The following is a 23,898-nucleotide window of genomic DNA, read 5'->3' as shown; positions in this document are numbered from 1 at the left end:
GGGAGGGCGCCTAGCCCTTCACCAGCTCGCCGACGTGCGCGGTCACCGAATCGGCCAGGGCTTGCAGGTCATAACCGCCTTCGAGCACCGCCACCAGCCGGCCGTCGCACAGCATCTCCGCCGATTTCATCAATTCCCTGGTGACCCAGGCGAAGTCGTCGGTCGTCATGGTCAGCGAGCCCAACGGATCGCGCTCGTGCGCGTCGAATCCGGCGGACACGATGATCAGTTCGGGTGAAAAGGCGTGCAGCGCGGGCAGTATCCGGTCGGCGAAGGCGGCGCGCAGTTCGGCGCCGCCGTCGCCGGGCGCCAGCGGCGCGTTGAAGATGTTGCCGACCCCGGTTTCCCGCGCCGCGCCGGTGCCGGGAAACAGCGGCATCTGGTGCGTGGACGCGTAGAGCACGTTCGGGTCGGAGTAGAAGATCTGCTGCGTGCCGTTGCCGTGATGGACGTCGAAATCGACGATGGCGACGCGCATCAGCCCGTGTTTGCGCTGCGCGTGCCGCGCGCCGATGCTGATGTTGTTGAACAGGCAGAAGCCCATCGCGCGCTCGGACTCGGCGTGATGCCCCGGCGGCCGACACGCGACGAACGCGTTCTGCACGTCGCCGGCCAGCACCCGGTCCACCGCCCGCAGCGTGGCGCCCACCCCGCGCAAGGCCGTCTCCCACGTCGAGGGCTCCATCATGGTGTCGCCGCCGTCGAGATAGACGTAGCCGTGCTCGGGGCGCGCCGCCTCGAGCGCGTCCACGTAGCGGTTGGAATGCACGTAGCGCGCGGCGGCAAGCTCGGCCGGCTCAGCCGTCTCGCGCACCAGCGCGTCGAACCGGGGCTGGCGCAGCGCCGCCTCCACCGCGCGATAGCGGTCCGGCCGCTCCGGGTGCCCGGGGGCCGTACGATGCGCGGCGAAGGCGGAGTGGTGCAGCAGCAGCGTGGCCATCAGGGGTCGGGGCCTACTCCGCGGTCCGGTTGCGCAGCCTGTCCAACAGACCGCGCACCGCGTGCTCGGTGATCGCCAGGGGCGACATCATGGTCTCGCCCACCTTCACCATCTCGTCTATCCGCGCGACGATGGCCTCCACGGGTTCGACCAGTACGATTAGCCGCTTGGCCAGATCGTCCAGGCTGGCCATGGTGCCGTCCAGGTGATCGAGGCCGGCTTCCAGGCGTTCCACCGTGGCGTTCAGCGCCGACAAGGAGCTGCTGAGCTCTTTCATGGTGTTGCTCAAACCGTCGAGGACGTCTTCGACCTGCTCCACCGTCTTGTCGGCGTTCAAGGCGGCCTGGGTGAGCGTCTTGATCCGGCTTCGCTCTTGCCCCCCGCGCACGGTTCTGTCTGCCATGACCGCCATTATGACCCGGACGGGCCGGCCGGGGACCCCATGGTGGGAATCGCGTCAGGCCACGCCGGACGGGTCCGACGGCAGCTTCGACGCGGCGTCCTCGTCGAGCAGCCAGAGCGTGATCTCTTGACCGATCGCCCCGGCGGCCGGCACCGACACCGGCGCGGCGCCACCGATGGCCGCGGCCGCCGCGTCGGCCTTCCCGGCGCCCGACACCATCAACCAGACTTCGCGGGAACGCGCAATCGCGGGCAGCGTCAAGGTGATTCGTTGCGGCGGCGGCTTGGGGGAGTCGTCGACCGACACCACCATGCGGGTGGTTTCGAGCACGGCCGGGGTGTCCGGGAACAGCGAGTTGATGTGGCCCTCGGGGCCCATGCCCAGCAGGTGCACGTCGAAGCTCGGCACCGGCTGGCCGGGCGCGGCGTTGGCCGCCAGCAGTTGCTCGTAGGCCAGCGCCGCCGCGGCCAGATCGCCGCCGAATTCGCCGTCGCTGGCCGGCATCGGGTGCACCTGGCTGGACGGGATGTCGACATGATCGAGCAACGCGGCCCGCGCCTGCTTGTCATTGCGCTCGTCATCGTCTTCGGGGACGTAGCGTTCGTCGCCCCAGAACAGGTGCACCTTGGACCACTCGATCGGCCGGTCCACCAGCGACCGCAACAGCCCGATGCCGTTGCCGCCGCCGGTCAGCACGACGAGCGCGCGGCCGCGGGCCGCGACCGCCTTCCCGATGGTGTCGGTCAGTCGCGTCGCGGCGGCGTCGACCAGGGCCTGGCTGTCCGGGAAGATTTCGATGCTGGTGCTCACACGTATTGCACTTTCTCAATGCCTTCCAGCGCGGTTTGGTAAATCTCGTCGGGATCCAGGCGACGCAGGTCTTCGGCGAGGCACTCGCCGGTTTCCCTGCGCGCCAACGGAAGCAGCGCGTCGGGACGCGACGTCCGGCTCAGCGTGGCCGTCCTGCCTTCTTGCGGGCGGCTCAACACGATGGTCTCGCTGCTGCGCGTCAATTCGATCTTGAGCTCGCCGACCGCCCTGCGCACCGGGCCGTCGATCCGGCTGGCCAGCCACCCCGCCAGGACGTCGAGCGCCGGCTCGGTGGCCAGGCCGGACACCAGCGCCGACTCGATGGGCTCGTGCGGCGTCAAGTCGACGGCCGAGGTCAGCAGCGCCCGCCAGTAGGTGATGCGCGCCCAGGCGAGGTCGGTGTCACCGGCGGTGTATCCCGGCAGCCGGCTCTTGATCGCCGCCAGCGGATCGACCCCGTTGGTCGCGTCGGTGATGCGGCGAATCGCCAACCGGCCCAACGGATCCTGCGCGGGCACCGCCGGCGCGACGTCGGGCCACCAGGCCACCACCGGGATGTCGGGGAGCAGGAACGGGGTGACGACGCTGGCCGCGTGGCCCGACAGCGCGCCCGACAGCCGCAGCACCACGACCTCGCTGGCGCCAGTGTCGCCACCGGCGCGCAGCTGCGCGTCCAACCGGGGCTTGTCCGCGTACGGATTTCCCCTCATCGTGACGATGATCCGGCTGGGGTGTTCGTGGCTCGCGTCGTTGGCCGCCTGCAGCGACTCCTCGAGGATCTCCTCGCTGTCGGGCGCGATGATCAGCGTCAGGACCCGGCCCATCGCGACGGCGCCGACCCTCTCGCGGAGTTCGTCGAGTTTCTTGTTGACCGCGGTGGTGGTGGCGTCCGGCATATCGATAATCATCAGGGCCGCCGCCATTCCCGGCCGGTGCGGTGCAGCATCTCGAACGCGGAGTCCGGGCCCCAGGTGCCCGCCTCGTACGGCTCGGGCTTGCCGCCGGCCGCCCAGTTATCCAGCACGGGATCGAGTATCTGCCAAGCCAATTCGACCTCTTCATTGACCGGAAACAGCGACGGCTCACCCAGCAACACGTCGAGGATCAACTGTTCGTAGGCCTCCGGGGATTCCTCGGCGAACGCCGAACCGTAGGAGAAGTCCATGTTGACGTCGCGGACCTCCATCGCGGTGCCGGGCACCTTGGACCCGAACCGCAGCGTGACACCCTCGTCGGGCTGCACGCGGATCACCATGGCGTTGGTGCCCAGCTCGTCGGTCATGGTCGCGTCGAACGGCAGGTGCGGTGCGCGCTTGAAGATCAGGGCGATCTCGGTCACCCTGCGGCCCAACCGTTTTCCGGTTCGCAGGTAGAACGGCACGCCCGCCCAGCGGCGGGTGTCCACCTCGAGGGTGATGGCCGCGAACGTCTCGGTGGTCGAGTCCTTGGCGAACCCTTCTTCGTCGAGCAGCCCGAGGACCTTCTCGCCGCCCTGCCACCCCGCGGCGTACTGGCCGCGGCTGGTGGTCTCGTCGAGCGGCTCGGCGAGCTGCGTCGCCGAGAGCACCTTGATCTTCTCGGCCTGCAACGCCCTGGGGCTGAAGCTGACCGGCTCCTCCATGGCGGTGAGCGCCAGCAGTTGCATCAGATGGTTCTGGATGACGTCGCGGGCGGCGCCGATGCCGTCGTAATAGCCGGCCCGACCGCCCAGGCCGATGTCCTCGGCCATGGTGATCTGCACGTGGTCGACGTAGTGCGCGTTCCAGATCGGGTCGAACAGCTGATTGGCGAACCGCAACGCCAGGATGTTGCGGACCGTCTCCTTGCCCAGGTAGTGGTCGATCCGGAAGACCGACTCCTCGGGGAAGACGGCGTTGACGGACTGGTTCAGCGCTTGCGCGCTCTCCAGGTCGTGGCCGAACGGCTTCTCGATGACCACCCGGCTCCACCGCTCGCCCTGCGGGCGGGCCAGGCCGGACTTGTGCAGCTGATCGCACACGACCGGGAAGGACTTGGGCGGGATGGCCAGGTAGAAGGCGTGGTTGCCACCGGTTCCCCGCTCGGCGTCCAGCTTGTCCAGTGTCTCGGCCAGCCGGGCGAACGCCTCGTCGTCGTCGAAAGCGCCTGGCACGAAACGGAATCCCTCGGCCAGCCGCTCCCAGTTCTCCTCCCGGAAGGGGGTGCGGCAATGTTCCTTGACCGCCTCGTACACCACCTTGCCGAAATCCTGGGTGCTCCAATCCCGGCGGGCGAAGCCCACCAGCGAAAAGCTCGGCGGAAGAAGCCCGCGATTGGCCAGGTCATAGATCGCCGGCATGACCTTTTTGCGCGCCAGGTCGCCGGTGACACCGAAGATGACCATCCCGCACGGCCCGGCGATGCGCGGCAGGCGCTTGTCGCGCTTGTCCCGTAACGGGTTATGCCATTGTTGCGCGGTGCGGGCTGGGCTCATTTGGAGGCGGAACCCAGCTGCTTCTGCGTTTCCTCCAGCAGCTCGGTCCACGAATCCACGAACTTCTCCACCCCCTCGTCTTCGAGCACCACGAAGACGTCGCTCAGATCGATGCCGATCTGGTCCAGCTTGTCGAACACCTGCTGGGCGTCCGCGGCGGTGCCGGTGACGGTGTCGCCCTTGATCACACCGTGATCGGCGACCGCGTCAATTGTCTTCTCCGGCATGGTGTTCACCGTGTTGGGCGCCACCAGTTCGGTGACATAGAGGGTGTCGGAGTAGTCGGGGTTCTTGACCCCGGTCGACGCCCAGAGCGGACGCTGCACCCGGGCCCCGTGGGCCTTGAGCGCCTGGTAACGCTCGCCGCCTTCGAACACCTCCTGGTAGGCCGCGTAGGCCAGCCGGGCGTTGGCCACACCGGCCTGGCCCAGCAGCGCCTTGGCGTCCTCGGACCCGATCTTCTCCAGCCGCTTGTCGACCTCGGTGTCCACCCGGGAGACGAAGAACGAAGCCACCGAATGGATCTTGGACAGGTCGTGTCCGCCTTCGCGGGCCTTCTCCATGCCGGCCAGGTAGGCGTCCATCACGGCCCGGTACCGCTCGACGGAGAAGATCAGCGTGACATTGACCGAAATCCCTTCCGCCAGAACGGCGGTGATGGCCGGAATCCCGGCCTCGGTCGCCGGGATCTTGATGAACAGGTTCGGCCGGTCGACGATCTTCCACAGCTCGACGGCCTGAGCGATGGTCTTGTCGGTGTCGCCCGCCAGCCGGGGGTCGACCTCGATGGACACCCGGCCGTCGACGCCGTCGGAGTTCTCCCACTCGCGCGTCAACACGTCGCACGCGTTGCGCACGTCGTCGGTGGTGACGGTGCGGATGGTGGCGTCGACGTCGGCGCCGCGCTCGGCGAGCTCGGCGATCTGGCTGTCGTAGGCATCGCCCTCGGCGAACGCCTTCTGGAAGATCGACGGGTTGGTGGTCACGCCGACGACGCTCTTGGTGTCGATGAGCTCCTGCAGGTTCCCCGACCGAAGCCGCTCCCGCGACAGGTCGTCGAGCCACACGGAAACGCCCGCGGCGCTCAGCGCCGCGAGGTTAGGGTTCTGAGCGGTCATGTGAATTACCCTTTCCTCAGTTATCCACGACTTGTTCCGCGGCGGCAGCGACGGCTTCGGCAGTGAAGCCGAATTCACGGAATAAGGTCTTGTAGTCGGCGGATTCGCCGTAGTGCTCGATCGAAACGATCTTCCCGGTGTCACCGACCAACTTGTGCCAGCTCTGCGCGACGCCGGCCTCGACGGCCACCCGTGCCGACACCGACGGCGGCAGCACGCTGTCGCGGTAGTCGTCGGGCTGGGACTCGAACCATTCGACGCACGGCATGGAGACCACCCGCGCCACAATGTCCTTGTCCGCCAACAACTTCTGCGCCTTAACGGCGAGCTGAACCTCCGAGCCGGTGGCGATCAGCACCACGTCGGGGTCCTGGCCGGCCTCCTCGCCGTCCGAACCCAGGATGTACCCGCCGCGGGCGACCCCCTCGGCGCTGGTGCCCTCGAGCACCGGCACGCCCTGGCGGGTCAGGATCAGCCCCACCGGGCCGCTGCCGTTGCCACGGGCCAGGATCGTGCGCCAGGCGTGCGCGGTCTCGTTGGCGTCCGCCGGGCGCACCACCGACAGCTTGGGAATGGCGCGCAACGCCGCGAGGTGCTCGATCGGCTGGTGGGTGGGGCCGTCCTCGCCCAGCCCGATGGAGTCGTGCGTCCACACGTAGATGGTGTCGATGTCCATCAGCGAGGCCAGCCGCACCGCGGGCCGCATGTAGTCCGAGAACTGCAGGAACGTGCCGCCGTACGCGCGGGTGGGGCCGTGCAGCACGATGCCGGACAGGATCGCACCCATCGCGTGCTCGCGAACGCCGAAATGCAGCGTGCGACCGTACCAGTCGGCGGTGTAGTCCTTCGTCGAAATGGACGGCGGGCCAAAGGATTTCACGCCATCCATGGTGGTGTTGTTGCTGCCCGCGAGGTCGGCCGAGCCGCCCCACAGCTCGGGCAGTTTCGGTCCCACCGCGGACAGCACCTTGCCCGAGGCCGCCCGGGTGGCCAGCTCCTTGGAACCCGGCTCCCAGTGCGGGATGTCGGCGTCCCAGCCGTCGGGCAGTTCCTCGGCGGTCAACCGGTCCAGCAGCGCCTTGCGGTCGGGCTCGCGCTGCACCCACGCGTCGAAATCCGCCTGCCACTTCTCGTGCGCTTCCTTGCCGCGGTCGACCAGCTTGCGGGTGTGGGCGATCACCTCGTCGCGCACCTCGAAGTTCTTGTCCGGGTCGAAGCCGAGGATCTGCTTGACGGCGGCGACCTCCTCGTCGCCCAGCGCCGCGCCGTGCGCCTTACCGGTGTTCATCAACTTCGGCGCGGGATAGCCGATGATGGTGCGCAGCTCGATGAACGACGGCCGGTCGGTGACGGCCTGGGCGGCCGCGATGGCCTCCTCGATGCCCACGACGTTCTCGCCGCCCTCGACCCTCTGCACGTGCCAGCCGTAGGCCTCGTAGCGCGCGGCGGTGTCCTCACACAGCGCGATGTTGGTGTCGTCCTCGATCGAAATCTGGTTGTGGTCATAGAAAACGATGAGGTTGCCCAGTTGCTGGACGGCCGCCAGCGACGAGGCCTCCGAGGTGACGCCCTCTTCGATGTCCCCGTCGGAGGCGATCACGTAGATGAAGTGATCGAACGGGCTGGTGCCCGGGGCGGCGTCGGGGTCGAACAGGCCGCGCTCGTAGCGGGCGGCCATCGCCATGCCGACGGCGGACGCCAGGCCCTGCCCGAGCGGACCGGTGGTGATCTCAACGCCCTTGGTGTGGCGGAACTCCGGGTGCCCGGGCGTCTTGGATCCCCAGGTGCGCAGCGACTCGATGTCGGAGAGCTCCAGGCCGAAACCGCCCAGGTACAGCTGCAGGTACAGGGTCAGGCTGCTGTGTCCGCACGACAGGACGAACCGGTCGCGGCCCAGCCAGTAGGTGTCGCTGGGGTCGTGGCGCATCGTCCGCTGGAACAGCGTGTACGCCAGCGGGGCCAGGCTCATCGCCGTCCCGGGGTGGCCGTTGCCGACCTTTTGCACCGCGTCGGCCGCCAGCACCCGAATGGTGTCGACGGCGGCCGAGTCGAGCTCGGACCAGTCGTCCGGGAGGTGCGGTTGGGTCAGCGTGGAGATCTCTTCGAGTGTCGTCACAGACTCAGTCCTTGGGTCATCGAGCTGATCAATCCCACCCTAGTGCGGGAGGGCCGGCTCTTGCAGAGCAGGATTTCGGGTACCCGCGGCCGGCAGGTGAGAAAATTACGCGCCCGTCGAAAGCCCTTAACATTCAGTTCGGAAAACTGGGAAAAGTCTGCGGGAACCGACCCACGGGCGGGGCATCGCCGCCACTCGGTCTACCATCGTCTGTAGTAGATGCTGCGCGCCGCTGCGACCCCGAGGAGTTATTGCGTGAGCGTTCGCGGGCGCGCCGCGCCGAGCCGATTGCCAAGCCGGGTGCGAGGCACGGTGCTGGCGTACCTGGCGCTGACCAAGCCGCGGGTCATCGAGCTGCTGCTCGTGACCGCGATCCCGGCGATGCTGCTCGCGCAGCGCGGCACGGTCAACCCGCTGCTGATCGTCAACACCCTGATCGGCGGCATGCTGGCCGCCGGGGGCGCCAACACGCTGAACTGCGTGGCCGACGCGGACATCGACAAGGTGATGAAGCGCACGGCGCGCCGGCCGCTGGCGAGGGCCGCGGTGCCCACCCGCAACGCCCTGGTGCTCGGGCTGGTGCTGACGGTCGGGTCGTTCTTCTGGCTGTGGTGGACGACCAACCTGCTGTCGGGGCTGCTGGCCCTGGCGACGATCGCGTTCTATGTGTTCGTTTACACACTGCTGCTCAAGCGCCGCACCTCGCAGAACGTCGTGTGGGGCGGTGCGGCCGGCTGCATGCCGGTGATGATCGGTTGGTCCGCCGTGACGAACACGATCGGCTGGCCCGCCTTGGTGATGTTCGCCATCATTTTCTTCTGGACGCCGCCGCACACCTGGGCGCTGGCGATGCGCTACAAGGACGACTACAAAGCGGCGGGCGTCCCGATGCTGCCGGCTGTCGCGACCGAGCGCCAGGTGACCAAGCAGATCCTGATCTACACCTGGCTGACGGTGCTGTCCACCCTGGCGCTGGCGCTGGCGACGGGCTGGCTGTACGCGGCGGTCGCCGTGGTGGCCGGGGTGTGGTTCCTGGCGATGGCGCACCAGCTGTACGCGGGGGTGCGCGTCGGTGAGCCGGTCAAGCCGCTGCGGTTGTTCCTGCAGTCGAACAACTACCTGGCGGTGGTGTTCTGCGCGTTGGCGATCGACTCGGCCATCGGGCTGCCGCACCTGTTCTGACGATCTGGGGCCGCCACTCGGGCGCCGCCAGTCACTTGGGCCACTCCAGTCTCTCCGAGAGAGTGGACCGCGAATGCCCACCTCCCCGCGACAATCGTCCGGCCCGAGTTGTCGCAACCCCACCACGGCGGGTAGCGGCAACCCACCACGGCGCGTAAGGGCAACCCCACCGCGCCTAGTAACGGCAACCCCACCGCGATGCGTTGTCGCTCGGAGGTGGGCAAAACGCCCATGCCTTCCGCGGCGAACCAATGTGGCCGCTGTGACTCGACAGCCCTCAGGGCACCAGCACGATCGAGCCCGTGGTCTTGCGGCCCTGCAGGTCCTCGTGGGCGCGGGCGGCATCGGCCAGAGGGTAACGCCCGCCGACCTCGACGGTGATGTCGCCACGGGCGATCGCGGCGAACAATTCCTCTGCGCGCCAGCTGAATTCCTGCCCGGTGCGGACGAAGTGCGCCAGCGACGGCCGGGTCAAAAACACGGAGCCGGCGGCATTGAGCCGCTGCGGATCGAACGGCGGAACGGGCCCGCTGGCCGCGCCGAACAGCGCGAGCGTGCCCCGCACGGCCAGGCTGGCCAGGCTGGCGTCGAAGGTGGTCGCGCCCACGCCGTCGTACACCGCGGCCACCCCGGCACCGTCGGTCAACGCCCGGATCCGCTCGCCGAACTCGTCGGCGTCGTCGGGGTAGGAGAGCACCTCGTCGGCGCCGGCCTTCGCCGACATCCGCGCCTTCTCCGGGGTCGAGACCGTCGTGATCACCCGCGCGCCGAGCAGGTGCGCCCACTGCGTCAGGATCAGTCCGACACCGCCCGCGCCGGCGTGCACCAGCACCGTGTCGCCGGCCTGCACCGGATACACCGACTTCAACAGGTAATGCGCGGTCAGCCCCTTCAGCAGCGCCGAGGCCGCCACGTCGGCGGGAACGCCGTCGGGCACCGACGCGGTGAAAGACGCTGGGGCGGTGGCATATTCGGCATAACCGCCGGAAGCCGTGGCGGTGACCACCCGGTCGCCGGCGGTGAACCCCTCGACGCCCTCGCCGGTGTCCACCACCGTGCCGCTCGTCTCCTGGCCGAGGATGAACGGCAGCTGGCGCGGGTACTGGCCCGAGCGGAAATACGTGTCGATGTAGTTGACGCCGATGGCCTCGGCCTCGATCAGCACCTCGCCCGGGCCGGGGGAGGGTTGCGGCGTATCGACGTAGCGCAGCACCTCGGGGCCGCCGGTTTCGCTGACTTCGATTGCGTGCATGTGCTTATCATGCCCGGGCATGAAGCTCGCTCGTCCGGACGTCTTCCATCCCCGCATCGTGCTGGCGGGGCCCGGCGACGACCCCGACGACGCGGGGCTGGTGCCCGCGCTGCGCCGGCGTGGCCTGCACGCGCGGTGGCTGTCCTGGGACGACCCGGGGGCCGCCCAGGCCGACCTGGTGATCCTGCGGGCCGCCCCGGTCGGGCCGGGCCGGCGCGACGAATTCCTGGCCTGGACCCGCCGGGTGCGCCACCTGCTCAACCCGCCCGACGCCATCGCCTGGAATTTCACTGAGCGCTATCTGCGCGATCTCGCGGACGACGGGATCCCGACGGACCCTGGCGCGACGGCCCGCTCGACGTTGATCTTTCTCGGCGGGGAGCGATCCCACGCCTGGCCGGGCGAGCCGGAGTTCGAGTCCTGGGACCTCGCCTATGCCGCGCTGGCGGCGGCCGCCGAACGCGCCGGGGTCGGCGCGCGGGAGCTCCTCTACGCGCGCGCCGACGTGGCGGGGGACCGGTTGGTGAAGCTGGATCTCGTTGCGCCGCAGCTGGGTTGGCGGCACGTGGACGCCGCCACTCGCGAGCTCGCGCAGCGCCGGTTCGCCGTGGCGGTCGAGTCAGGCTGCGAGCGGCTCGGGCTCGGCCCGTTCTCGCATCGACGCCCATAGCGCCGCGGTGGCGGCGGTGGCCGCGGCGGCCCCCGCCACGTGCAGGGCGACGAGCGCCGCCGGGACGCCGGTGTAGTACTGGGCGGTGCCGACGGCGGCCTGCGCACACAGCAGGACGAGCAGCACCCCGAGCCGCCGCAGCACCGCGCGGGTCGCACGCACCGCCAGCAGCCCGAAGCCCAGGCCCACGACCAGCGCGAGGTAGGCGACCAGCAGCGAGGAGTGCACGTGCACCAAAGTGGCGACTTCGACCTTGAGTCGCGGCACCGTCCGGGTGGCGCTGCGGTCACCCGCGTGGGGGCCGGCGGCCGTCACCAGCGTGCCGGTGATCAGCACCGCGGCCAGGTTCACGCCCGAGAGCGCGGTCAGCGCGCGCAGGGGCGCGGGGATCAGCACGCGCACGGCTCCGTCGTCGGGCTCGCCGATCTTGACGTAGAGCAGCACCGCGAGCCACACCATCGTCATCGACGTCAGCAGGTGGATGGCCACCGTCCACCACAGCAGCCCGGTGCGCACGGTGATGCCGCCGATGACCGCCTGGACGACGGTCGACACCGGCATCAGCCACGCATACACCAGGACCTCGCGCCGTCGGCGGGCCCGCGTCACCGCGAGCACGGCCAACGCCGCGGTGATCACCACGGCGAAGGTGACCATCCGGTTGCCGAACTCGACGGCCTGGTGGATGCGCGGCACCTCGGCGTGGGCCACCGGGACGAAGCTGCCCGGAAAGCATTGCGGCCAGGTGGGGCAGCCCAGCCCCGAGGCGGTGACGCGCACGATCGCGCCGGTGATGGCGATGCCGCCCTGGGTCAGGATGACGGCCGCGGCGATCAGCCGCTGGACGCCCAGACTGGGATTGGGGAGCAGGTCCACCAGTCGCAACAGCGTTCGTCCGAGCACGGCCCGATCCTAAGGCACCGAAAACTACATGCTGTAGTACGCCCTGGGTCGCCGAGCGGTCGTCAGGTGAACCGGAACCAGCGCAGCGCGCTCAGCGCGGCCAGCGTGCCCCAGGCCGCCAGGACGATCACCCCGAACCAGTCCACCGACATGGTCATCGCCTGCGACAGCGCCTCGGTCAGCGCGCCCGACGGGGTCAGCCGGGCCGCCCATTTCACACCCGTCGGGATGATGTCGGTTTCCACGGTCAGCGCGCCCAGGCCGGCGAAGACGAACCACATCAGGTTGGCGACCGCGAGCACGATCTCGGCCCGCAGCGTCCCGCCGAGCAGCAGGCCGAGGGCCGCGAACACCACGGTGCCCAGCGCGATGACCCCCGCGCCCAACGCCAACGCGAGCAACGCGGGTCGCCAACCCAGCGCAAAACCGATGGCGCCCAACAGGATTGCCTGCAAGAACACCACCGTGACGACGGCCAGGGACTTGCCCGCGATGATGCCCCACACCGGCAGCGGGGTGGCCCCGAGCCGCTTGAGCGCGCCGTAGCGGCGATCGAAGGCGACCGCGATCGCCTGCCCGGTGAACGCGGTCGAGATCACCGCCAGCGCCATGATGACCGGGGTGAACGTGGCGGCGCGGTGCTGGCCGAACGAGCCGAGCGGAAGCAGCGTGAGCCCGACCAGCAGCGTGATCGGGATGAACATGGTCAGCAGCAGTTGTTCGCCGTTGCGCAGCAGCAGCTTGAGCTCCAGACCGAACTGCGCGGCCAGCATCTTGGGCACCGCGCTGGGGCGCGGGTCGGGGGCGAAAGTGCCTGCGGGGAAAGGTGATTCGCTCATGGCCGCAACTTCCTGCCGGTGAGGTCGAGGAACACGTCCTCAAGGCTGCGTTGCTCGACGCGCATGTCGGTGGCCAGCACGTCGATCCGGGCACACCACGCCGTGACCGTCGCCAGCACCTGCGGGTCGACCGGGCCCTCGACGAGGTATTCGCCCGGCGTCACCTCGGTGGCCTTGTAGTCCTCGGGCAGCGCCGCGGTCAACAGGGACAGGTCGAGCCGGGGCGGCGCGCTGAACCGCAACTGGTCCTTGGCGCCGCTGCGCATGAGCTCGGTGGGCGTGCCCGAGGCCACCGTCGCCCCGCGGTCGATGATGACGATCCGGTCGGCGAGCTCCTCGGCTTCTTTGAGCTGGTGGGTCGTCAGCACCACCGTCACGCCGTCGCGGCGCAGCGCGTCGATCAGCTCCCACACCAGCAGCCGCGCGTGGGCGTCCATGCCCGCCGTGGGCTCGTCGAGGAACACCAATTCGGGCCGGCCGACCAGCGCGCACGCCAGCGCGAGCCGTTGCTGCTGGCCGCCGGAGAGCCGCCGGTAGGTGGTGCGCGCGGCGTCGGTGAGGCCCAGGATGTCCAGCAGCCAGGCCGGGTCCAGCGGATCGGCCGCGTAGGCGGCCACCAGGTCGAGCATCTCGCCGGCGCGGGCCGCCGGGTAGCCGCCGCCGCCCTGCAGCATCACGCCGATGCGCGCCCGCAGCCGCGCGTCGTCGGCGATCGGGTCCAGGCCGAGCACCTCGATGGTGCCGGCGTCCGGGCGCACGAAGCCCTCGCACATCTCGACCGTCGTGGTCTTACCGGCGCCGTTGGGCCCGAGCAGGGCCAGCACCTCGGCGGCGTGCACTTCCAGGTCGAGGTCGGAGACCGCTGTGGTGGATCCGTAGTGCTTGTTCACGCCGCGCAGTCGCACGACCGTGTCAGGAACGTCGGGACTCACGAGCGCCGCTCCTCCTCATAGGCGCCGCTCATGCGGCGCACGGCTGGGTCGTCGGCGCGGCTCACGTGGAATCAGCGTAGGCGTCATGGGTCGGCGTCGGCCGCGGGGTCGGGGCAGGTTGCGCGGGCGATGACGGGTCGGCGGCCGGTCGACGGTCGGTTTCCCGGGCCTGCACCGGCAGGGGCCGCCAGGGCAACCGGGTGTAGGTCAGCGCGATGAGCAGCACCACGATGACGGTGCTGGCCAGCGTGGCGTCCACGATCTGGAACAGTGCGAACCGGTCGCCGTTGGCGGTCGGGCCGAAGATGCCGACGACGAGGCTGATGACGATCGCCGCCACCCGGAAGCCGGTGCGGGTGGCCCAGCAGGCCAGCGGGATGATCGCCCACAGCAGATACCAGGGCTGCACGACCGGGAACAGCAGCACGCAGATGCCCAGCGCGACGCCGAGGCCGCCGATCGGGTGCAACCGGCCGCGGAAGACGGCCAGCAGCAGCCACGCCACCATGACCGTGATGATCAGCACACCGATCGCACGGGTCAGTCCCAACACCGCGGTGGTGTGATCGCCCAGGCCCAGCAGGATGCCCACCTGCCCGGTGCCGAGCGCCAGCAGCGTCGGGGGCGACATCCAGCTGCGCACCACGTTCGCGGTGCCCAGCGTGTAGATCCAGCCGAAGCCCAGGCCGCTGGCCCAGCCCACGACGGCCATCACCGCCAGCGACAGGGCCGCCATGCCGCCTCCGGTCAACAGCAGGGCGCGCAGGTTTCCTCCCCGCCGGTAGGCCAGGGCCATCGTGACGAAGCCCAGCGCCAGCAGCGACGGCAGCTTCACCTGCGACGACAGCGTGATCAGGACGGCGCCGGCCACCAGCATGCCCAGCGGTTCCCAGTCGGGACCCGGCTTGAGGGAGCGCGGCAGCAGGCGCGGGGTGTCGACACCGCGCAGCGCGAATTCGGCACCCGCCAGCATCAGGCCCAGCATCAACGCCTCGTTGTGCACGCCGGCCACCAGATGCATGATCAGCAGCGGATTGGCCGCGCCCAGCCACAGCGCGCTGACCTCGGCGACGCCGCAGCGCCGGGCCAGCCGGGGCGTCGCCCACACGATCAGTGCGACGCCGAGCAGCTCGACGAGCCGGTGGCACAGCACGGCCGCGACGATGTTCTCCCCGGTGATCGCCGAAATGCCGCGCCCCATCCACAGAAACAGCGGGCCGTAGGGCGCGGGCGTCTCGCGCCACAGCGTCGGCACGGACAGGGTGAAGATGTGGGACAGGCCCAGCCCGGAGGCCGGGCCGACCCGGTACGGGTCGAGTCCCTCCAGGGAGATCTGGCTCTGCGCCAGATAGGAGTAGACGTCCTTGCTGTACATCGGTGGGGCGATCAGCAGCGGCAGCACCCACAGCAGCAGGGTGCGGTCCAGGTCACCGCGCGACATCCGCCGGTTGCCCAGCGCGAACCGGCCGAGCATCAGCCAGGCCAGCGCCATCATGACCGCGCCCGTGGTCGTCATCGTCAACGACACGGTCTGAATGCGCGACGGCAGGTTGAGCAGCCGCACCCCGAACGTCGGGTCCTGCACGACGGGCCGCGCCCCGGCGCCCAGCGCGCCGATCGCCATCAGCATCGTGCCGCTGGCGCCGAACAGGCGGATGCGGCGGAGCGAGGTCAGCTCGGTATCGTTCAGCGGCGTACCCACCGCCTGCTCGTCGCCGTGCAGACTCGCGATCGACGAGCTCAGCGTGTGGTGGCGGGCTGACATCTTCAGCAGCGTAGCCGTCCGGCGGTGTGACCAGCGCAACGCCAGGACAGGGGACCCTTGCTAGACCGATCGTCGGAATTGCGTCACACTGGTGTTGTGAAAATCCGAACCAGCCCCGATGGCGTCGCCGCGCCCGACGTCGGCGCTGCGAGCTCGGATCGTCACACCCGCCGCGCCATCGTGCGCCTGCTGCTGGAATCCGGAACGATCACCGCGGGCGAGATCGGTGACCGGCTGGGCCTGGCGGCCGCCGGTGTGCGCCGGCACCTCGACGCCCTGATCGAGGCCGGCGATGCCGAGGCCACGGCCCCCGCGGCATGGCAGCAGGCGGGGCGCGGGCGTCCCGCGAAGCGCTACCGGTTGACCGCCGGCGGTCGGGCCAAGCTCGACCACGCCTACGACGACCTGGCGGCGGCGGCCATGCGGCAGCTTCGCGAGATCGGCGGCGAAGAGGCGGTTCAGGCGTTCGCCCGGCAACGGATCGACGCCATCTTGACCGAGGTCACCGCGGCTGACAGCGCGGCGGACGACGACGTCGAGGCGGCCGCCGAACGGATCGCCACCGCGCTGACCAAGGCCGGGTATGTCGCCAGCACCACCCAGGTCGGCGGGCCGATTCACGGCGTGCAGATCTGCCAGCACCACTGCCCGGTCTCGCATGTCGCCGAGGAATTCCCCGAGCTGTGCGAGGCCGAACAGCAGGCGATGGCCGAGGTGCTGGGCACTTATGTCCAGCGGTTGGCGACCATCGTCAACGGCGACTGCGCCTGCACCACGCACGTCCCGCTGACGCAGAGCAAGGCTTCAAGTACGGCGCCCAGCCCGCGCCACATGACCGACACCACGAGCATCAAAGGAGCGTCTCGATGACACTCACACCCGAGGCCAGCAAGACGGCTACCGCGCCGCTGACCCAGGAAGAGGCGATCGCCTCCCTGGGGCGGTACGGCTACGGCTGGGCCGACTCCGACGTCGCGGGCGCCAGCGCCCAGCGCGGGCTGTCCGAGGCGGTGGTCCGCGACATCTCCGAGAAGAAGAGCGAGCCCGAGTGGATGCTGCAGGCCCGGCTCAAGGCGCTGCGCATCTTCGAGCGCAAGCCGATGCCGACGTGGGGCTCGAACCTGGAGGGCATCGACTTCGAGAACATCAAGTACTTCGTGCGCTCCACCGAAAAGCAGGCGGCGACCTGGGATGACCTGCCCGAGGACATCCGCAACACCTACGACCGGCTGGGCATCCCCGAGGCGGAGAAGCAGCGCCTGGTCGGTGGCGTGGCGGCGCAGTACGAGTCCGAGGTGGTCTACCACCAGATCCGCGAGGACCTCGAGGCCCAGGGCGTCATCTTCGTCGACACCGACACCGGCCTGCGCGAGCACCCCGAGATCTTCCAGGAGTACTTCGGCACCGTGATCCCGGCGGGGGACAACAAGTTCTCCGCGCTCAACACCGCGGTGTGGAGCGGCGGCTCGTTCATCTACGTCCCACCGGGCGTGCACGTCGACATCCCGCTGCAGGCCTACTTCCGGATCAACACCGAGAACATGGGCCAGTTCGAGCGGACGCTGATCATCGCCGACGAGGGTTCGTACGTGCACTACGTCGAGGGCTGCACCGCGCCGATCTACAAATCGGACTCGCTGCACTCGGCCGTCGTCGAGATCATCGTGAAACCCAATGCGCGCGTTCGCTATACGACGATTCAGAACTGGTCGAACAACGTCTACAACCTGGTCACCAAGCGCGCCCGCGCCGAGGCCGGCGCGACGATGGAGTGGGTCGACGGCAATATCGGATCCAAGGTCACCATGAAGTACCCGGCGGTCTGGATGACCGGCGAGTACGCCAAGGGCGAGGTGCTCTCGGTGGCCTTCGCCGGCGAAGACCAGCACCAGGACACCGGCGCCAAGATGCTGCACCTGGCGCCCAACACGTCGAGCAACATCGTGTCCAAGTCGGTGGCGCGCGGCGGGGGCCGCGCCTCGTATCGCGGCCTGGTGCAGGTGAACAAGGGCGCCCACGGATCACGCTCCAGCGTGAAATGCGATGCGCTGCTGGTCGATACGATCAGCCGCAGCGACACCTATCCGTATGTCGACATCCGCGAGGACGACGTCACGATGGGGCACGAGGCCACCGTGTCCAAGGTCAGCGAGGACCAGCTCTTCTACCTGATGAGCCGCGGCCTGACCGAGGACGAGGCGATGGCGATGGTGGTGCGCGGCTTCGTCGAGCCGATCGCCAAAGAGCTGCCGATGGAGTACGCGCTAGAGCTCAACCGCCTGATCGAGCTCCAGATGGAAGGCGCGGTCGGCTAGTGACGAATCTGACCGAAGCGGTCGAGGGGTCGTCGCTTACCGCGCTGAACAAGGGGGAGCTGTTCTCCTCCTTCGACGTGGACGCGTTCGAGGTCCCGCACGGCCGCGACGAAATCTGGCGCTTCACCCCGTTGCGCCGGCTGCGCGGCCTGCACGACGGTTCGGCGCATGCCACCGGCAAGGCGCAGATCACCGTCACCGAACAGCCGGGTGTGCGCACCGAAGTCGTCCGCCGGGGCGACGAGCGGCTGGGCCAGGGCGGCGTTCCCGCCGATCGCGTTGCGGCTCAGGCTTTCTCGTCGTTCAACTCCGCGACGGTGGTGACCGTGGCGCGTGACAGCGAGGTCGCCAAGCCCATCGAGATCGTGGTGGACGGGCCGGGCGAGGGCGCGGTCGCCTACGGGCATCTGCAGATCCGCGTCGAGGAACTCGCGCGGGCCATCGTGGTCGTCGACCTGCGCGGCAGCGGAACGTACGCCGACAACGTCGAGATCATTGTTTCAGACTCGGCGGCGCTCGGGGTGATCTGGATCGCCGACTGGGCGGACGACATGGTCAACGTCAGCGCGCATCACGCACGGCTGGGCAAGGATTCGGTGCTCGGCCACGTCAACGTGACGCTCGGGGGAGACCTGGTGCGCACCTCGACGACGGTGCGGTTCACCGCCGCCGGCGGCGACGCTCAACTGCTCGGCACCTACTTCGCCGATGACGGCCAGCACATCGAATCCCGGCTGCTCGTCGACCACGCTCACCCCAATTGCCGCTCGGACGTGCTGTACAAGGGTGCGCTGCAAGCGGATCCGGAATCCGACCGTCCGGACGCACACGCCGTCTGGGTCGGCGACGTGCTGATCCGCGCCGAGGCGACCGGCACCGACACCTTCGAAACCAACCGCAATCTGATCCTCACCGACGGTGCCCGCGCCGATTCGGTGCCCAACCTCGAGATCGAGACCGGTGAGATCGTCGGCGCCGGACACGCGAGTGCCACAGGGCGATTCGACGACGAGCAGGTGTTCTACCTACGGGCCCGCGGCATCCCCGAAGACCAGGCCCGCCGATTGATCGTGCGCGGCTTCTTCGCCGAGATCATCCAGAAGATCGCCGTGCCCGCCGTGCGCGAGCGTCTGACCGAGGCCATCGAACACGAGCTTGAGCTGACCGAAGGAAACAAGAACTGATGACCACGCTCGAAATCAAGGACTTACACGTCAGCGTCGCGCGCACCAACGAGGCCGACGCCATCGGAATCCTCAAGGGCGTCGACCTCACGGTGTCCTCGGGGGAGACGCACGCGCTGATGGGTCCCAACGGATCCGGCAAGTCCACCCTGTCCTACGCCATCGCCGGGCACCCGAAGTACGAGGTGACGTCCGGATCGATCACGCTGGACGGCCAGGACGTGCTGGCGATGAGCGTCGACGAACGCGCCCGGGCCGGCCTGTTCCTCGCGATGCAGTACCCGATCGAGGTCACCGGGGTGTCCATGTCGAACTTCCTGCGCTCGGCCGCCACCGCCGTGCGCGGTGAGGCGCCGAAGCTGCGGCACTGGGTCAAGGAAGTCAAGGCCGCGATGGACGACCTGGGGATCGACCCGGCGTTCTCCGAACGCAGTGTGAACGAAGGCTTTTCCGGCGGCGAGAAGAAGCGCCACGAGATTCTTCAGCTGTCGCTGCTCAAGCCCAAGATCGCCATCCTGGACGAGACCGACTCCGGCCTGGACGTCGACGCGCTGCGGGTGGTCAGTGAGGGTGTGAATCGCTACGCCGAAGCCGAGCATGGCGGCGTTCTGCTGATCACGCACTACACCCGCATCCTGCGCTACATCCAGCCGCAGTTCGTCCACGTGTTCGTCGGCGGGCGCATCGTCGAAGCCGGCGGCCCGGAATTGGCCGACCAGCTCGAGGAGCACGGCTACGAGCGCTTCGTGCAGGCGGCGTCTGCGAAGGCCTGACATGACTCGGCGTGATGCGGCGGCTTCCGCTCTCGATCTCGCGGCGATCCGCGCCGACTTCCCGATCCTCAAGCGCGTCATGCGCGGCGGAAACCAGTTGGCGTATCTGGACTCCGGGGCGACGGCCCAGCGTCCGCTGCAGGTGCTCGACGCCGAGCGCGAGTTTCTGCTGACGTCCAACGGGGGCGTGCATCGTGGTGCGCACCAGCTGATGGAGGAGGCCACCGACGCCTACGAGCAGGGCCGCGCCGACATCGCGGCGTTCGTCGGCGCCGACGCGCAGGAGCTGATCTTCACCAAGAACGCCACCGAGGCGCTCAACCTGGTCTCCTATGTGCTGGGCGACAACCGGTTCGAGCGTGCCGTCGGCCCCGGCGACGTCATCGTCACCACCGAGCTCGAGCACCACGCCAACCTGGTCCCCTGGCAGGAGCTGGCCCGCCGCACCGGTGCCACGCTGCGCTGGTACGGCATCTCCGACGAGGGCCGCATCGACCTGGACTCGCTGGAGCTCGACGAGCGGGTCAAAGTCGTTGCCTTCAGCCACCATTCCAATGTCACCGGCGCGCTCGCGCCGGTGGGCGAACTGGTCTCCCGCGCCAAAGCCGTCGGCGCGCTCACCGTGCTGGACTCCTGCCAGTCGGTGCCGCACCGCCCGGTCGACTTCCACGCGCTCGACGTCGACTTCGCCGCCTTTTCCGGCCATAAAATGCTGGGTCCCAACGGGATCGGCGTGCTGTACGGACGCGGGGAGTTGTTGTCGGCGATGCCGCCATTCCTCACGGGCGGCTCCATGATCGAGAACGTCGCCATGGACGCCTCCACCTACGCCGCGCCCCCGCAGCGTTTCGAGGCCGGCACCCCGATGACGTCCCAGGTGGTCGGGCTGGCCGCGGCCGCGCGCTATCTCGACGGCATCGGCATGGACGCCGTCGAGGCGCACGAACGCGGGCTGGTCGCCGCCGCCCTCGAGGGCCTGTCCGGGATCGAGGGCGTGCGGATCATAGGGCCCACCGCACTGGAAAACCGCGGCTCTCCGGTGTCATTCGTCGTCGAAGGCGTGCACGCGCACGACGTCGGGCAGGTCCTCGACGACGACGGCGTCGCGGTGCGCGTGGGGCACCACTGCGCGCTGCCGCTGCATCGCCGGTTCGGGCTGGCGGCCACGGCCCGGGCGTCCTTCGCGGTGTACAACACCGCCGAAGAGGTCGAGCGGTTGGTCGCGGGCGTGCGCCGCGCGCTGGATTTCTTCGTCGGCGATCGCAAGCGCGGCGAAGCCGGGCGCAGCGGGTCGTCGCCATGGGTTGGGAGACAATGACCTTGCGCCTCGAACAGATGTATCAGGACGTGATCCTTGATCACTACAAGCACCCGCAGCACCGCGGGCTGCGGGAGCCGTTCGGCGCCGAGGTGTTCCACGTCAACCCGGTCTGCGGTGACGAGGTCACCCTGCGCGTCGCGCTGTCCGACGACGGCGAAACCGTCGCCGACGTGTCGTACGACGGGCAGGGCTGCTCGATCAGCCAGGCGGCCACCTCGGTCCTCACCCAGCAGGTGATCGGTCAAAGTGTCGGCGATGCCCTCAAGACCATCACCGCGTTCACCGAGATGGTGTCCTCCCGCGGTACCATCGATGGCGACGAGGACGTGCTCGGCGACGGAGTCGCGTTCGCCGGGGTGGCCAAATACCCCGCCAGGGTGAAATGCGCGCTGCTGGGGTGGATGGCGTGCAAAGACGCGCTGGCACAGGCTTACTCACGACAAGAACCAGCCCTCGAGGAGGTTACAGATGAGCGAGACCACCACACCACATGACGAGTTGCTCGCCGACGTCGAGGAAGCGATGCATGACGTCGTCGACCCCGAACTCGGCATCAACGTCATGGATTTGGGCCTGGTGTACGGCTTGGAGGTCGAGCACGGCGAGATGGGCCCGGTGGCATTGATCGACATGACGCTCACCTCGGCGGCCTGCCCGTTGCAGGACGTCATCGAGGACCAGTCGCGCAGCGCGCTCGTCGGCGCCGGCTTGGTCGACGAGCTGAAGATCAACTGGGTGTGGAACCCGCCATGGGGCCCGGACAAGATCACCGACGACGGGCGCGAGCAACTGCGCGCCCTTGGCTTCACGGTCTAGAACTTCGGTATCGACTCGAATCTCGCGCCGCTCTGCAGTCATCGTCTTTGCGCAGAACGGAAATGGCGCCTTTGGCCTCGAAGATCGCAAGATTGATGCAGTCGGCGTTGGGGTGGCCGTGCAGGCGTAACACGGCCTCCAGGTCGGCTGCGGTCAACCCGCATTGGCGCAGATTGCGTCGGTCTATCTTCCCGTCGCGGATCAGCACTTTCAGCGGTGGATCGATGAACCGTCGAACCCCCGGAATGAAGCGCAATCGTGCCAACACCGCGTGGGTGACCAGGAGGCAGATCAGCGCCGTGGTTGCGCTGAGCCACGACGCGTCACTGGCGGTGGCGGCCCTGCCGACGATGGCGCCCGCGGCGACCGCGGCGATCCAGTCGAAGGGCGCGAATTCGGCGAGGGTGCGCCGCTCCGTGAAGCGAAACAGGACCGCGGCGGTGAGGAACAGCGTCGAGGATTTGATGGCGGCACCGGTTACACCGGCCGAGTCGCCGATCAGGGCATGAAATATTCGGTCCACGCGTGCCTCCGTTCCCGGTAGTGAGCCTGGCCCCAACCGTTGTGAACTGTCATCACCCTTCACCGCCAATCACCCGGGTGAATGAACGGCAGGGGTGATGACGGTTAACCCCGCCGCGCGTCACGCTCACTGTATGAGCAGACCTGCGGAGGCCCAGGATGTCGCGCCGAGATCCACCGCCGCTATCACAAACTCCCCGGTTCGGACGCACAGCCCGATCGCCACTCCCTGCGGCATCGAACATCTCGATTTCTCGCCACAGTGTCAGCTGGCGTTCCTCGACAACGGTTTTCGGTGTGCGCGCCCGGCGGCGGCGTATGTGGAGTTTCACATGGTCGGTTACTGCAAACGCGACGATTGTGACGAGGATGGCAATGCCTGCGGTTTCGTGTGCGCGGACCATCTCGATGCGTTGGAGTACACGGCCGAGTGCACCGCACGGGAGCTACACCCCGCGAGTCTCGCGCGGCGGCTGTCCCGGCGCGTCGCTCGATGCCCGTCCTGCGATAGACCGATCCGATCTGCCGCCGATATTCTGCAGGTCGTGGTGATGCTCTAGCCAGGCCGACGGTGGTCATCGGCCCTGTCTCAGAGCAGATTTCGCTAACCAGCGTTCGGCGTCGAGGGAGCATGCGCAACCGCTGGCGGCCGCGGTGATGGCCTGCCGGTAGCGGCGGTCAACCAGGTCGCCGGCGGCGAATACGCCGTCGACCGAGGTGTGGCTGGTCCCTTCTCGCGTGAGGACATACCCGTGGGGATCGAGATCGACGATGCCCGCGAGCAGCTCCGAGCGGGGGCCGTGCCCGACGGCCACGATCACCGCGGAAACCGGCAGATCGCGCTCGGCGCCGCCTACGTGCTGTCGCAGCCGCAGGCCGGTCACCCACCGCCGCCCTCGGACGGCGAGGACCGAGGTGTTGGTGAGAACGGTGACCTTGTCGTGTGCGCGCACCCGGGCGGTGGTGAGCGGCGATGCGCGGAAGGTATCGCGGTGATGAACGATGGTGATGCTGCGCGCGATCCCCGTCAGGAAGAGCGCCTCCTCCATGGCGGCGTCCCCTCCGCCGACGACGGCGACATCCTTGTCGCGCAACATCAACCCCGCACCCTTGGCGGTGGTACTGACGCCTCGGCCCCGTAGCCTCTTCTCGCCGGGGATGCCAAGCGCCCGCGGGACCGAACCCATGGCGAGGATGACGGCGCGGGAACGCCAGACCCTTCCGGCTGCCGCCACGGTCTTGACGTCACCGTCTAGCCGGAAATCATCGACGTCGTCGGGGTGCAGCTGGGCGCCGAACCGTTTGGCCTGGGCACACATGTCCCCTACGAGAAGTGGCCCGCTGGTGCCCTCGCGGAAGCCGGGATAGTTCTCGACGACCGTGGTGGTCATCAGCGCCCCGCCACGCGAAGTCCCTTCGATCAGCACCGTGTCGAGCTGCGCTCGCGCCGCATAGATGCCTGCGGTGTACCCCGCCGGGCCCGATCCGACGATGACGACGTCATGGATGCGGGCCGGCGCCGGCACTGCGGGAGCGGACGGGACAAACGTGCTAAACGGTTTGAGCGACAACGACTCCGGCGTCG

Annotated in this window: 24 protein-coding genes; 10 read left to right on the top strand and 14 right to left on the bottom strand. The window is 68.8% G+C overall.

The window, feature by feature from the left end:
* Positions 1 to 10: 10 nt before the first annotated feature.
* Genes P6281_RS16160 through tkt form a run of 7 tightly spaced genes read right to left on the bottom strand, consistent with a single transcriptional unit; the run spans position 11 to position 7,839 of the window.
* Entirely contained in the window at positions 11 to 940 is a 930-nt protein-coding gene (locus P6281_RS16160; RefSeq protein ID WP_014385246.1) for a histone deacetylase family protein, read from the bottom strand.
* A gap of 13 nt (positions 941 to 953) precedes the next feature.
* Complete coding sequence (locus P6281_RS16155; protein ID WP_009955772.1) at positions 954 to 1,352, bottom strand: hypothetical protein; 399 nt, start codon at positions 1,350 to 1,352, stop codon at positions 954 to 956.
* A 45-nt stretch (positions 1,353 to 1,397) separates the two neighbouring features.
* The gene (pgl, locus tag P6281_RS16150; protein WP_014385245.1) at positions 1,398 to 2,153 is read right to left on the bottom strand and encodes a 6-phosphogluconolactonase; all 756 of its coding nucleotides are present in this window, start codon (positions 2,151 to 2,153) and stop codon (positions 1,398 to 1,400) included.
* Complete coding sequence (opcA, locus tag P6281_RS16145) at positions 2,150 to 3,061, bottom strand: glucose-6-phosphate dehydrogenase assembly protein OpcA (protein WP_008258116.1); 912 nt, start codon at positions 3,059 to 3,061, stop codon at positions 2,150 to 2,152. The genes pgl and opcA overlap by 4 nt, the downstream gene beginning before the upstream one ends.
* Positions 3,061 to 4,605: a glucose-6-phosphate dehydrogenase gene (gene zwf, locus P6281_RS16140; protein ID WP_009955768.1), complete on the bottom strand. Its 1,545-nt coding sequence runs from the start codon at positions 4,603 to 4,605 to the stop codon at positions 3,061 to 3,063. The genes opcA and zwf overlap by 1 nt, the downstream gene beginning before the upstream one ends.
* Positions 4,602 to 5,723, bottom strand: coding sequence for a transaldolase (tal, locus tag P6281_RS16135; protein ID WP_014942453.1), 1,122 nt, complete (start codon positions 5,721 to 5,723; stop codon positions 4,602 to 4,604). The genes zwf and tal overlap by 4 nt, the downstream gene beginning before the upstream one ends.
* A gap of 16 nt (positions 5,724 to 5,739) precedes the next feature.
* Entirely contained in the window at positions 5,740 to 7,839 is a 2,100-nt protein-coding gene (gene tkt / locus P6281_RS16130; protein ID WP_008258107.1) for a transketolase, read from the bottom strand.
* Between the two features lie 255 nt (positions 7,840 to 8,094).
* On the opposite strand from tkt, the gene P6281_RS16125 reads away from it, so the two are divergent.
* A complete protein-coding gene (locus P6281_RS16125; RefSeq protein ID WP_008258105.1) occupies positions 8,095 to 9,021 on the top strand; it encodes a heme o synthase in 927 nt (308 codons plus the stop codon).
* Positions 9,022 to 9,298: 277 nt separating this feature from the next.
* Here the strand turns inward: P6281_RS16125 and P6281_RS16120 are convergent, their stop codons facing one another.
* Positions 9,299 to 10,273, bottom strand: coding sequence for a quinone oxidoreductase family protein (locus P6281_RS16120; protein WP_008258103.1), 975 nt, complete (start codon positions 10,271 to 10,273; stop codon positions 9,299 to 9,301).
* Positions 10,274 to 10,292: 19 nt separating this feature from the next.
* Here P6281_RS16120 and P6281_RS16115 point away from each other — a divergent pair, with 19 nt between their 5' ends.
* Positions 10,293 to 10,943, top strand: a complete 651-nt coding sequence (locus P6281_RS16115) for a hypothetical protein (protein ID WP_041785086.1) — start codon at positions 10,293 to 10,295, stop codon at positions 10,941 to 10,943.
* On the opposite strand, the gene P6281_RS16110 is transcribed toward P6281_RS16115, so the two are convergent.
* The 4 genes from P6281_RS16110 to mptB form a co-directional block, all read right to left on the bottom strand.
* A complete protein-coding gene (locus P6281_RS16110) occupies positions 10,893 to 11,846 on the bottom strand; it encodes a COX15/CtaA family protein (protein WP_014385242.1) in 954 nt (317 codons plus the stop codon). The genes P6281_RS16115 and P6281_RS16110 overlap by 51 nt on opposite strands.
* Before the next feature lie 62 nt (positions 11,847 to 11,908).
* A complete protein-coding gene (locus P6281_RS16105; RefSeq protein ID WP_014385241.1) occupies positions 11,909 to 12,685 on the bottom strand; it encodes an ABC transporter permease in 777 nt (258 codons plus the stop codon).
* On the bottom strand, positions 12,682 to 13,617 hold the full coding sequence (locus tag P6281_RS16100) for an ABC transporter ATP-binding protein (RefSeq protein WP_202284408.1): 936 nt from the start codon (positions 13,615 to 13,617) through the stop codon (positions 12,682 to 12,684). Before P6281_RS16100 ends, P6281_RS16105 begins: the two co-directional genes overlap by 4 nt.
* 61 nt (positions 13,618 to 13,678) lie before the next feature.
* Positions 13,679 to 15,382: a polyprenol phosphomannose-dependent alpha 1,6 mannosyltransferase MptB gene (gene mptB, locus P6281_RS16095; RefSeq protein ID WP_014385239.1), complete on the bottom strand. Its 1,704-nt coding sequence runs from the start codon at positions 15,380 to 15,382 to the stop codon at positions 13,679 to 13,681.
* 96 nt (positions 15,383 to 15,478) lie between these two features.
* Here mptB and P6281_RS16090 point away from each other — a divergent pair, with 96 nt between their 5' ends.
* The 7 genes from P6281_RS16090 to P6281_RS16060 are packed head-to-tail and all read left to right on the top strand — an operon-like array spanning position 15,479 to position 21,791.
* Positions 15,479 to 16,252, top strand: a complete 774-nt coding sequence (locus tag P6281_RS16090) for a helix-turn-helix transcriptional regulator (RefSeq protein ID WP_442757107.1) — start codon at positions 15,479 to 15,481, stop codon at positions 16,250 to 16,252.
* Positions 16,249 to 17,697 (top strand): Fe-S cluster assembly protein SufB, encoded by a 1,449-nt coding sequence (gene sufB, locus P6281_RS16085; RefSeq protein WP_009955754.1) that lies wholly within the window; start codon positions 16,249 to 16,251, stop codon positions 17,695 to 17,697. The genes P6281_RS16090 and sufB overlap by 4 nt, the downstream gene beginning before the upstream one ends.
* Complete coding sequence (gene sufD, locus P6281_RS16080; protein WP_201408909.1) at positions 17,697 to 18,881, top strand: Fe-S cluster assembly protein SufD; 1,185 nt, start codon at positions 17,697 to 17,699, stop codon at positions 18,879 to 18,881. The genes sufB and sufD overlap by 1 nt, the downstream gene beginning before the upstream one ends.
* Positions 18,881 to 19,654, top strand: a complete 774-nt coding sequence (sufC, locus tag P6281_RS16075; RefSeq protein WP_009955752.1) for a Fe-S cluster assembly ATPase SufC — start codon at positions 18,881 to 18,883, stop codon at positions 19,652 to 19,654. Before sufD ends, sufC begins: the two co-directional genes overlap by 1 nt.
* A gap of 1 nt (position 19,655) precedes the next feature.
* Entirely contained in the window at positions 19,656 to 20,972 is a 1,317-nt protein-coding gene (locus tag P6281_RS16070; RefSeq protein ID WP_014385238.1) for a cysteine desulfurase, read from the top strand.
* Positions 20,969 to 21,469 (top strand): Fe-S cluster assembly sulfur transfer protein SufU, encoded by a 501-nt coding sequence (sufU, locus tag P6281_RS16065; RefSeq protein ID WP_014385237.1) that lies wholly within the window; start codon positions 20,969 to 20,971, stop codon positions 21,467 to 21,469. Before P6281_RS16070 ends, sufU begins: the two co-directional genes overlap by 4 nt.
* A complete protein-coding gene (locus P6281_RS16060; protein ID WP_008258091.1) occupies positions 21,444 to 21,791 on the top strand; it encodes a metal-sulfur cluster assembly factor in 348 nt (115 codons plus the stop codon). Before sufU ends, P6281_RS16060 begins: the two co-directional genes overlap by 26 nt.
* On the opposite strand, the gene P6281_RS16055 is transcribed toward P6281_RS16060, so the two are convergent.
* Positions 21,781 to 22,314 (bottom strand): DUF421 domain-containing protein, encoded by a 534-nt coding sequence (locus P6281_RS16055; RefSeq protein WP_014385236.1) that lies wholly within the window; start codon positions 22,312 to 22,314, stop codon positions 21,781 to 21,783. The two genes, P6281_RS16060 and P6281_RS16055, sit on opposite strands and share 11 nt — an antisense overlap.
* 133 nt (positions 22,315 to 22,447) lie before the next feature.
* Here P6281_RS16055 and P6281_RS16050 point away from each other — a divergent pair, with 133 nt between their 5' ends.
* Complete coding sequence (locus tag P6281_RS16050; protein ID WP_233425282.1) at positions 22,448 to 22,873, top strand: hypothetical protein; 426 nt, start codon at positions 22,448 to 22,450, stop codon at positions 22,871 to 22,873.
* A gap of 15 nt (positions 22,874 to 22,888) precedes the next feature.
* Here P6281_RS16050 and P6281_RS16045 read toward each other — a convergent pair whose 3' ends face one another.
* Positions 22,889 to 23,839 (bottom strand): NAD(P)/FAD-dependent oxidoreductase, encoded by a 951-nt coding sequence (locus P6281_RS16045; protein WP_014942449.1) that lies wholly within the window; start codon positions 23,837 to 23,839, stop codon positions 22,889 to 22,891.
* Positions 23,840 to 23,898 lie beyond the last annotated feature (59 nt).

It is taken from the genome of Mycobacterium sp. 5-140-3-2 (genome assembly GCF_035666375.1).
Lineage (GTDB): Bacteria > Actinomycetota > Actinomycetes > Mycobacteriales > Mycobacteriaceae > Mycobacterium > Mycobacterium intracellulare.
This window is presented reverse-complemented; position numbering and strand designations above follow the sequence as displayed.